The organism is Tumebacillus sp. BK434 (assembly GCF_004340785.1).
Classification (GTDB): Bacteria; Bacillota; Bacilli; order Tumebacillales; family Tumebacillaceae; genus Tumebacillus_A.
The window spans coordinates 940,158-951,929 of record NZ_SLXS01000001.1 but is presented as its reverse complement, the minus strand read 5'-3'; the positions used below and the strand labels follow the sequence as shown (position 1 = coordinate 951,929).

Below are 11,772 nucleotides of genomic sequence, written 5' to 3'. Positions count from 1 at the left end.
GGAAGTAACATGAGCATTCATGAGGAAGATCTTTTGCAGGAAGAAGGGGAGGAGACGCTCCTCCCGGCTTCCTTCTCCCAGCAGCGCATGTGGTTTATCGACCAATTCCTGCCCGGACAGGCGATCTACAACATCCCCTGTTCGCTGCGGCTCACCGGGCAGCTGCGTCAAGACATCTTAGCGCAAAGCATTTTGGAAGTGATGCAGCGCCATGAAGCCTTGCGCACCACGTTTGAAGAGATCGACGGCGAATTGACGCAGGTGATTGTGCCGGACGGCGCGTTCCACTTGCCGCTGACCGATCTGACCGAGCTCCCGCCTGCGCAAAGGGAAGCGCAGGCGACTGCGATCATCACCCTCGATGCGTGCCAGCCCTTTGATCTGTTCAAAGGGCCCCTGCTTCGCGGGGGACTGATCCGCCTGAGCGAACAGGAGCACTTGCTGTTCCTGAACATGCACCACATCATCTCCGACGGCTGGTCGCTCGGCGTGCTCGTGCAGGAGATCGGGGCGCTGTACACCGCCTTTGCGGCCGGACTGCCGTCCCCGCTTCCCGAGCTGCCGATTCAGTACGGCGATTTTGCAGACTGGCAAAACGAGTGGCTGCAAGGGGAAGTGCTCGACGAGCAGCTGTCCTATTGGCGCCGACAGCTCGATGGCGAACTTCCCGTGCTGCAGCTGCCGACCGACCGTCCGCGGCCGCCGGTGCAGACGTTCAACGGCAGCTCGCACGCGTTCCAACTGAGCCAAGAGCTGACCGTCAAACTGAACGAGCTGAGCCGCCGCGAAGGCACCACGCTCTTTATCACACTGCTGGCGGCGTTCAACACTTTGCTTTATCGCTACACCGGCCAGAACGACCTCACCGTCGGCACCCCGATCGCCGGTCGCAGCCGGGGCGAGACGGAGCGATTGATCGGCCTGTTCATCAACACGCTCGTGCTGCGCAGCCGCGTGTCCGGCACGCAGTCGTTTGCCGAACTGCTGCAAGCGGTCAGCGCGACGGTGCTCGAAGCGTACAACTACCAGGACCTGCCGTTCGAAAAATTGGTCGAAGAGCTGCAGCCGGACCGCAACATGAGCCATCCGCCGCTGTTCCAAGTGATGTTCGTGCTGCAAAACGCGCCGCTCGGCAAACTGGAACTGCCCGGCCTGACCCTCGAGACGGTCGAAGTGAGCAACAGCACCGCCAAGCTCGATCTGACGCTGGCGATGGTCGAAAAAGAACAGGGGCTGTACGGCGTGTTCGAATACAACACCGACCTGTTCAACGCGGCGACGATCGAACGCTTCAGCGCCCATTTTCTGGAGTTGCTCGAAGGCATCACCTCCGACCCGCAGCAGCAACTCGCCGCGCTTCCGCTGGCGACCGCTGCAGAGCGTCGGCAAGTCTTCACCGAGTGGAACCGCACCGAAGCGCCCGTCTCCACAGAGCTGCTGCACACCCTGTTCTACCGGCAAGTCCCGCTGCACGAAGACAAGATCGCCGTCCGCGCTCCAGACCGAGCCTTGACCTACCGCGAGCTGTTCGAGCGCTCCAACCAAGTCGGGCACCGTCTGCACGGCGTCGCCAAAAACACGCTGGTCGCCGTCGTGATGGAAAAGGGCTGGGAGCAGGTCGTCGCCGTCTACGGCATCCTCGCCGCCGGCGCCGCCTACCTGCCGATCGATCCGAAAGCGCCGGAAGCGCGCATCTTGCACCTGCTCGACTACGGTCAAGTGCGTTATGTGCTGACCCAAAGCCATCTTCTCGACCGCTTCAACTGGCCGGAAGGGGTGGCAGTGATCGCTGTCGACAGTACGGAGATCGAAGCGCAGCGCGCAGACCTGCTGCCGGTCGTGCAAACGCCGGAGGACCTCGCCTATGTCATCTTCACCTCCGGCTCCACCGGGCAGCCCAAAGGTGTGGTGATCGACCATCAGGGCGCGGTGAACACGTTGCTCGACATGAACAGCCGCTTTGCGGTGACGCCTGACGACAAGGTGTTCGGCGTCTCCTCGCTGGGCTTTGACCTGTCCGTCTATGACATCTTCGGCACCTTGGCTGCAGGCGGCACGCTCGTGCTGCCGGAAGCGGACAAAGCGCTCGATCCGGCGCACTGGGCCGACCTGCTGTTCTGCCACGGGATCACCGTTTGGAACTCCGCGCCGGCGCTGGCCAAGCTGCTGGCCGAATATGCGATCTTGCACAAAAAAGGGCTCCCGTCCTGCCTGCGCTTGGTCTGGATGTCGGGCGACTGGATTCCGCTGAGCCTGCCGGTGCACCTGCAGGAACTGGTGCCGGGCATTTCCGTCCATTCACTCGGCGGGGCGACCGAAGCGTCGATCTGGTCGATCACGTTCCCGATCGAGCAGGTCGATCCGAACTGGACGAGCATTCCGTATGGCCGCCCGATGGCCAACCAGAAGTTTTTCGTTTTCAACGAAGCGCTGGAACCCTGTCCGCCCGGCGTGACCGGCGACCTGTACATCGGCGGGATCGGCCTTGCCGTCGGCTACTGGCGCGATGAAGAGAAAACGAACGCCTCCTTCCTCACGCACCCGCAGACGGGGCAGCGCATCTACCGCACCGGCGACCAGGGGCGGTACCGCCCGGACGGCGTGATCGAGTTTATGGGCCGCGTCGACAACCAAGTCAAAATCCGCGGATTCCGGATTGAGCTCGGCGAGATCGAAGTCACCTTGACCCGTCACCCGCTCGTGCAGGAAGCGGTCGTGCTGGTGCGCGAAGACGTGCCGGGCGACAGACGCCTGGTCGCGTATGTCGTGCCGGTCGGCTGCAAGGAGCCTGATGTGCAGGAGCTGCGGGCGCTGTGCAAATCGAAACTGCCCGACTATATGGTGCCGTCGGCGTTCCTGCTGCTGCCGTCGCTGCCGGTCACTTCGAACGGCAAGCTCGACCGCAAAGCATTGCCCGTGCCGGACCGCTCGCTGTTTGAAACGGCCGCCGAGCACATCGCGCCGACCACGCCGCTGGAGATGGCACTGGCCGAACTGTGGAGCGAAGTGCTGGGGCTGGAGCGCGTCTCCGTTCGCGCCAACTTCTTTGAACTCGGCGGCCACTCGCTGCTCGCCACCCAGCTGATCACCCGCGCCGGGGCGCAATTTGAGATCGACCTGCCCTTGCGCACGCTGTTTGAAGCTCCGACGATCGAAGAGCTTGCCCGATGCATCGAGGGGATCTCGGCAGGAACCGGCGATACCGGACTGACACCGCTGGTGCAGACCGAGCGCGCGGACGGCACGGCACCGCTGTCGTTCGCCCAAGAGCGGATGTGGTTTGTCGACCGGCTGGAGGGAGGCGGCAGCGCCGCTTACAACATCCCGCTCACGCTCCGTTTGACGGGGGAATTGAACTTCACTGCACTGCACAGCAGCTTCCAAGAGATCCTCTCCCGCCACGAAACGCTGCGCACGACGTTCCAACTGCGCGACGGACAGCCGGTGCAGGTCATCGCCGACGCGCTGGAACTGGAGATTCCGCTGCTCGACCTGCGCGGGGAAGCAGACCGGCAAGCGGCCGTCGCGCAGACGGCTGCCGCAGAAGCCAAGCGTCCCTACGACCTGTCCCGCGACGCGCTGTTCCGCGTCACCTTGCTGCAACTGGGGGACGAGGAGCATGTGCTGCTGCTCAACATGCATCACATCATCTCCGACGGCTGGTCGATCGGCGTCCTCGTGCGCGAATTCACTTTGCTCTACGAAGCGTTTGTCAACGGGGCAGAGCCCGCGCTGCCGGAGCTTCCCGTGCAGTTTGCCGACTTTGCCGTTTGGCAGCGCCAACATCTGCAAGGCGCAGTGCTGGACGGGGAAGTCACTTATTGGAAAACGAAGCTCGGCGGCGAACTTCCGCGCCTGCAGTTGCCGACCGATCCGGCTGTCCAGCCGGCGGGGCAGAGCGCCAACGCCATCCTGCAGCTGCCGGCCGAACTGACCGGGCAGCTCAAAGCGCTCAGCGCCGACACAGGTGCGACGCTGTTCATGACGGTACTCGCCGCGTATAAGCTGCTGCTCGCCCGTCTCTCCGGCCAGGAGGACATCATCGTCGGCACGCCGATCGCCGGACGCAGCCGCGTGGAGACTGAGCCGTTGATCGGGATGTTCTTAAACACTTTGGCCCTGCGCACCGACCTGTCCGGCAACCCGACGTTCCGCGAACTGCTCGGCCGCGTGCGCGAAACGACGCTCGGCGCCTACGCGCACCAAGAGCTCCCGTTCGAAAAAATCGTCGAGGAGCTCCAGCCGGAGCGCGCCCTGAACCGCAACCCGATCTTCGACGTGCTGATCAACTATTTGAACATGCCGGTCGGGCCGGCCGAGCTGCCGGGGTTGCATCTGGAAACGATCGGGGTCGAGGCGGAGTCGAAGTTCCTGATGACGCTCTACCTGTACGAGTCGGATGAGGGGCTGGCGATCAATCTCGTCTACCAGACCGACCACTTCAACCCGGCGCGCATCGACGCGATGCTCGATCAGTTCCGCCATCTGCTCGTCCAAGCGGCAGGGGAAAGCGACCGCCGGGTCGGAGATTACTCGCTGCGCACAAAAGCGGCACAAGGCATCCTGCCCGACCCGTCCGTACCGCTTGAAGAACCGGCACATGAGCTGGTCCACGAAGCGGTCGCCGCCTGGGCGGTGCAAACGCCGTCCCGCACGGCGGTTGAACAAGGCGCGATGAGCTGGAGTTACGAAGAGCTGCAGGCGCGCGCTACAGACATTGCACACCATCTGCTGGCGACCGGCTTGCAGCGCGAGGAAAAAGTCGCCCTGCTCGCCACCCGTTCCTTCGGCTGCATCGCCGCGATGCTAGGCGTGTTTCTCGCGGGCGGCGTGCTCGTCGCCATCGACAGAGGATTGCCCGCCCCGCGCAAAGAGCAGATGCTGCAAGCGGCCGGGGCGGCGCGCCTGCTGTCGGTCTGCGAGGAACGGTCGGAAGGCGCGCACGCGATCATCTCGCCGCACAGCGGGCGCATTCAAGGGGTGGACGCCCCAAGCGCTGGCTTGCTGCCTGAGGTGCAGCGCGAAGACGCCGCGTACCTGTTCTTTACCTCCGGCACGACCGGGGTACCGAAAGGCGTCCTTGGCACGCACAAAGGCATGAGCCACTTCCTGCACTGGCAGCGCGAAACGTTTGGCGTAACGCCTGACGACAAGAGTGCGCAGTTGACCCACCTGTCGTTTGACGTGGTGCTGCGCGACATCTTCCTGCCGCTGACCAGCGGGGCGACGCTCTGCCTGCCCCCTGTGCTCGACGACCTCTGCGCCGACACGATCCTGCCGTGGCTGGACCAGAGTGGCGTCACGATCCTGCACACCGTGCCCTCGCTGGCCCAGTCCTGGCTGCAAGGCGCCTCCGCAGACGCCGCGCTGGCCAGCCTGCGCTGCCTGTTCTCCGCCGGAGAGCCGTTGACCGACTCTTTTGTCAACGCCTGGCGCGACCGGTTCCCGGGAGCGGGGGAGATCATCAACCTGTACGGGCCGACCGAAACGACGCTGGCCAAATGCTATTACGTCGTCCCTCCCGTACCGCATGCCGGCATCCAACCGGTCGGACACACCTTGCCCGAGACGCAGGCGCTCATCTTGTCAGCAGCGGGACAGCTGTGCGGCATCGGCGAAGCGGGCGAGATCGTCATCCGCACACCGTTCCGCACGCGGGGCTATTTGACGGCAGGTGACGAGAGCGCGGCGCGTTTTGTCGCGAATCCGTTCTCGCCGTTCCCGAACGACCTGCTGTACCGCACCGGTGACCGCGGGCTCTACCGTCCGGACGGGACGCTGGACATCCTCGGCCGCGTCGACGATCAGGTGAAGATCCGCGGCGTGCGCATCCAGCTGACCGAGATCGCCGCCTTGCTGGCACAACACCCGGCCGTCACCTCGTCCGCAGTGCTCGACTGGAAAGATGACGGCATGACCTGGCTGGCCGCCTATGTCACGGCCCGCGAAGGCGAGACGCTTACCGCGCCCGAACTGCGATTCTTCCTTGAACAGCGCCTGCCCGCCGCCATGGTGCCGTCCGCCTATGTCGTGCTCGACCGGCTGCCGTTGACCAGCAACGGGAAGGTGGACCGCAAAGCGTTGCCCAAGCCGGAACAAAGGACCGGGTCTGCCGCGTACGAAGCGCCGTGCACCGAGGCCGAGCAAGCGCTCGCCGACATCTGGCAGGATGTGCTGCAACTGGAGCGCGCCGGGCGCTCTGATCACTTTTTTGAAGCGGGCGGACATTCGCTTTTGGCGATGCAAGTCATCACCCGGATTCGCCAAGTATGCGGCGTCGAACTGCCCTTGCGCGCCGTCTTCGAATGCCCGACCCTCGAACGCCTGGCCGCTCGCATCGACGAGGCGCGCAGAGGAGTACAGAACAGCTCCTCTCTCAAGCTGCAAAAAGCGGCTCGGGATTCTCGTCTCCCCCTGTCGTTTGCCCAGCAGCGCCTGTGGTTCATCGACCAGCTGGAGCCGAACAGCTCCGTCTACAACATCCCGATCAATGTGCGCCTGACCGGACCGTTAGCGGCCGAAACGCTGGAGCGGAGCTTTGCCGAACTGCTGCAGCGGCATGAAGCGCTGCGCACCAACATCATCACCCGCGAAGGTGTCGGCGAGCAGGTGATCCGGGAGACGGCAGCATTGTACCTGCCGCGATATGACATCTCACAGCTGTCGGAAGCAGAGCGCGATGCAAAACTGCATCGCCTGCTCGAAAGCGTCGCCCGCGAGCCGTTCTCGCTGGCAGACGATCTCCTGATCCGCGCCGCGCTGATCCGCACCGGGGTCGAGGAACACGTGGTTGCGGTCGCCATGCACCACATCATCTCCGACGGCTGGTCGCTCGGTCTGTTCGTCCGCGAGATGGGGCAGCTGTACCATGCATTTCGTAAAGGCGAACCGTCGCCGCTCTCCGAGCTGCCGTTCCAATATGCGGACTACGCGGTCTGGCAGCGCGACTGGCTACAAGGCGAGGCGCGCGATCAGCAGCTGAGGTACTGGAAAGACCGACTTGGCGGGAACCTTCCGGTGCTGGAGCTGCCGACCGACCATCCGCGCACTGCAAAGGTGTCCTATGCAGGCACCACCGAGTCAATCCAGTTGCCGCAAGAGCTGGTGCAGGCGCTGGAAGAGCTGACTCAGCAGTCTGGCGCGACGCTGTACATGACCTTGCTGGCGGCGTTCAACACACTCCTGTACCGCTATGCGGGCCAGACTGACATCATCCTCGGCACGCCGGTTGCAGGGCGCACGGAGCGCGACTTAGAAGGGCTGATCGGCTTTTTCGTCAATACGTTGGCCCTGCGCAGCGACCTGTCCGGCAACCCGACGTTCCGCGAACTGCTCCTGCGCGTCAAGGAAGTGGCGCTCGGCGCCTTTGCGCATCAGGAACTGCCATTGGAAGAGCTGATCGACGAACTGCAGCTCGACCGCGACCTGAGCCGCAACCCCTTGTTCCAAGTGATGTTCGTCATGCAAAACATGCCGCCGCAGGCAGTGGGCTTGGCGTCCGAGCTGGAGTTGGACGTGCTGGAAGTCGACCGCGGCACGGCCAAATTTGACCTGACGTTGACGCTGGTGCCGGGAGCAGCAGGCTGGAGCGCTTCATTTGAGTATAAGACCGGCCTTTTCACCCGCGAGACGATCCGGCGCATGTGCGGCCACCTGCTGGTCCTGCTGCAGGGCATCGCCGCCAATCCGGATCAAACGCTCGATGCTCTCCCGCTTCTGACCGCTGCCGAAGAGCACCGCCTCTTGATCGAGTGGAATGACACGGAAGTTCCGTTCCCGGAAGACAAGCTGCTCCACGTGCTGTTCGAGGAGCAGGTCCTGCGCACGCCGGATCGCATCGCGGCTGATGATTCCGGCAACACTTTGACCTATGCAGAACTGGACAGGCGCGCCAATCAGCTGGCCCGTCATCTGCAGACGTACGGCGTCGGTCCGGATGTGGCGGTCGGGGTCTGTGTGGAACGCTCGCTGGAGTTAGTCATCGCGCTGGTCGGCATCCTGAAAGCGGGCGGTGCGTACCTGCCGATCGACACGGAAGCGCCGACAGGACGCATCGCGCAAGTGCTGGACGACGCCGGGGCGCCGGTCGTGCTGGCGTTGGAAAACATGCGCGGGACGCTGCCGGCTGAAGGTGCCGAGCCGCTGTTTCTCGATGCGGGCTGGCACCAGATCGCCAAGCAGGCCGACACCAAGCCGCACTGCGCCGCGACGCCAGATCATCTCGTTTCCATCTATTACACGTCCGGCTCCACCGGTAAGCCCAAAGGCGTCGCCAACCTTCACCGCGGCTGGGTCAACCGGATGTGCTGGATGCAGCGCCAGCACGGCCTGCAGGCGACCGAGTCCGTTTTGCAGAAGACGACGCTGACCTTCGATGACGCGGCGGTGGAGTTTTACTGGCCGCTGATGGTCGGCGCCAAGATCGTGCTGCTCGCGCCTAAGCTGCACCGCGATCCGCGCGCGATCCTCGACGCGGCGGTGGAACACAAAGTCGCCGTCCTGCAGTTCGTGCCGAGCATGCTGGCGATGGTGATCGACAGCATGACCCCGGCCGACCGCGCCGCGTTGGACAGCGTGCGTGTGGTCGTCTCCTCCGGCGAAGCGCTGCGCGCCGAACTGGTGCGGCAGTTCCTTGAAAAGATGCCGGGGCAGTTGCACAACACGTGGGGCGCCACCGAAGTGTCGATCGATTCCACGATCCGCACCTGCAGCTGGGAGGACGTGTCGGAAGGGGAGATCGTCTCCGTCGGACGCCCGATCGACAACAACACCTGCTATGTGCTCGACCGCAACTTGCGGCCCGTTCCGATCGGTGTGGCCGGCGATCTCTACCTCGGCGGCGTCGGCTTGGCGCGCGGTTATTTCAACAGCCCGGAGCGCACTGCGCAGGCTTTCCTGCCGCATCCGTTTGCGCCGGGTGAGCAGCTTTATAAAACGGGAGACCGCGGCTATTTCAAACCGGATGGACAAATTAAATTCTTAGGTCGAGAAGATGATCAAATCAAAATACGAGGGATGCGGGTCGAACTTGGCGAAATAGAAAGTGTATTGGATTTACATGAAGCGGTTAAATCCTGCGTCGTCGCCGCTCATGAATATGCGCCGGGTGACAAGCGCCTCGCCGCCTATGTTGTGCTGCAGGACGATGCTGCTGTGACGACACAGGAACTGCGCGCGTTCTTGAAAGCCAAGCTGCCCGACTACATGGTGCCGCCGTTCTTCCTCACACTGGAGCGGCTGCCTTTGACCGCGAACGGCAAAGTCGACCGCAAAGCACTGCCGCTGCCGGGCGACCTGCATGTGGAGCGCGACAACGCCTATGCACCGCCGCGCGATGCGGTGGAAGCGAAACTGGCGGCGATCTGGGAAGAGCTGCTCGACATTCGCCCGGTCGGCATCGCAGACAACTTCTTTGCGCTGGGCGGCCACTCGATTCTCGCCGTGCGCCTGATCTCGCGCGTGCAGCAGGAATTCGGCCGTCAGGTGCCGCTCGCCGCCTTGTTCCAAGAAGGGACGATCGGGCATTTGGCAACGTTCCTGCAGGAGGATGAGCCGCGGGAGGCATCCCCGCTTGTGCCGATCCGGACGGCCGGCGACAAAACGCCGCTCTTCCTGTTCCATCCCGGCACCGGCAATGTGCTCGCCTACTACGAACTGGCCCGGCTGCTGCCTGCTGACCAGCCGGTCTACGGGCTGCAGGCACCGGCCCTGGAGGCGGACGTCCCCGCGACCGACTGCGTCGCAGAGCTGGCGGCGTGCTATGTGCGCCACTTGCGCAGCGTGCAGCCGCAAGGGCCCTATCTGTTCGGCGGCTGGTCGTTTGGCGGTGTGCTCGCCTATGAAGCGGCGCAGCAGCTCCGCGCCGCGGGGGAGACGGTGCAACTCTTGGCGATGCTGGACGCCGGAACCCCTGTCGAGGCCGGGGCAGGCGAACTGCTCAGTGAAGCAGAATTTTCCGTCTCCTATTGCCAAAACATGGCGAAACGCCTTAAACTTGATTTATCTGTGAAGAATGACCAACTTGATCCCGACAACATCGAAGCGGTGCTTCACACGTTCTTGGAGCTGGGAAAAACACACAACATCTTGCCACATGACTTCGGGTACGAACAGTTCCGCCGCATGCTGCGCGTGTCGGCAGCGCATGAGCGGGCAGCCGGGAGCTATCGTCCGGTGCCGTTTCCGGGAGACATGACCCTTTTCCGCGCGGCTGAGCAGCCGGAAGGCGCGGCGCGCACGGAAGCGCTGGGCTGGGAGACGCTGGTGCAAGGCAGCCTGACGGTGCAGGAGGTGCCGGGCGATCACGACACGATCGTCGCGATGCCGCACGTGCTCATGCTGGCGGAGCAGCTGTCCTCGGCGTTGCAGCGGGCTCATGCCGCCATCGCGGCGGACGAGCCAGGGGCATTGATGAAATGATCGACAACTGGGAGGAAACAAAATGAGTGAAAAGCGACCTTCGATGTTCGCGCCGGTCAAACAGCGTTCGTTCCGGAACCTGTTTATCGGCTCGCTGTTTTCCGATTCGGCCAACTGGCTGGACATGACGGCGCTGGCCGTCGTCATCGCGTATGAATGGGGCATGGGGGCGACGGAGATCGCCTACATGATGATCGTCTTGTCCCTGCCGTGGATCTTCTTAGGTCCGCTCGTCGCTGTCTGGGCCGACCGTCTGCCGCGCCGCGCGCTGATGGTGATCTGCGTGTTAATCCGCGCCTGTTTGATCCTTGGGCTGTTCTTCGTGCCCAACCTGTATGCGATGCTCTGCCTCGTCTTCCTGCGGGCGACCGTCGCCACGTTGTACAACCCGGCCCGCATGTCGGCGATCCGTTCCCTCGTCGACGAAGAGATGCTGCCGCAAGCGCTGTCGCTCGGTCAGATGTCGATGTACCTCACGCAGGTCGGCGCTCCGATGCTCGGCGGCGCTCTGATTCCGCTGATCGGCGCGCGTCAGGTGTTCCTCGTTGAAGTCGGCTTCCTGTTGCTTGCTGCGCTGTTCCTGTCCTTCATGCCGCCGCTGAAAAGCGAAGCGGCCGACCCGAACAAAGAGCGCGCACCGCATTTCTGGAAGCAGTTTGCAGAAGGCATCGGGCATGTGCGCTCGAAGCGCATCTTGTCTGTTTCGATCATCCTGATGACGATCGGCATGTTCATCGTCATGCTCTATGACGGCATGCTCGTCATCTGGACGAAAGACATCGGGCTTGGCGAGCACGCGTTTGGCTACCTGATCTCGGCACTCGGTATCGGTTCGGTCGTCGGTGCCCTGCTGATGGGCTCGCTGCCGAAATGGCACAACAAGCCGCTGCATACGCTGGTGGCGCTGGCTCTCGTCTGCGGCCTGCTCAACAGTGTGATCGGCCTCGGCGGTCTCAGCATTTTCTCGCTGGACCTGTGGCTGTGGTTCCTGTTCTTCATGTTCTTTGGGGTATTCTCGGCGGCGGCGACCATTCCGTTCTCCTACATCATCCAAAAGGAGACGCCGGGCCATCTCATCGGCCGGGTGACCGGGGTGTCGGCTTCGACGCAGGCAGCTTCCATGCTGCTCGCGCCGGCGACCGGCGCGTGGCTGACCTCGTACATCAAGATCGGGGGCACGCTGCTGGCAGCCGGTCTGTTCATGGCGGTGATCGCCGTGTTCGTGCTGATGTTCTTGACCCGCATCTTGCGCGAGAAGGCGGGCAAAGTCACCGAAACGACCGCACCGTCGGCGTAAGCGCATCAGGTCAGGCCCCGCACAGGGGCCTGATTTTTTTCATGAAAGGGGAGGGA

2 protein-coding genes are annotated in these 11,772 nt (G+C 63.4%); both read left to right on the top strand.

What is annotated here, in order from left to right:
* The first annotated feature begins 9 nt into the window (after positions 1 to 9).
* Positions 10 to 10,419: a non-ribosomal peptide synthetase gene (locus tag EV586_RS03100; RefSeq protein ID WP_132943600.1), complete on the top strand. Its 10,410-nt coding sequence runs from the start codon at positions 10 to 12 to the stop codon at positions 10,417 to 10,419.
* A gap of 22 nt (positions 10,420 to 10,441) precedes the next feature.
* Positions 10,442 to 11,716 (top strand): MFS transporter, encoded by a 1,275-nt coding sequence (locus EV586_RS03095; protein WP_132943599.1) that lies wholly within the window; start codon positions 10,442 to 10,444, stop codon positions 11,714 to 11,716.
* Positions 11,717 to 11,772: the final 56 nt, after the last annotated feature.

Bases quoted from the DNA above. Each gene is read 5' to 3' on its own strand.
- EV586_RS03100 (WP_132943600.1), top strand. From the start codon at position 10: ATGAGCATTCATGAGGAAGATCTTTTGCAGGAAGAAGGGGAGGAGACG.
- EV586_RS03095 (WP_132943599.1), top strand. From the start codon at position 10,442: ATGAGTGAAAAGCGACCTTCGATGTTCGCGCCGGTCAAACAGCGTTCG.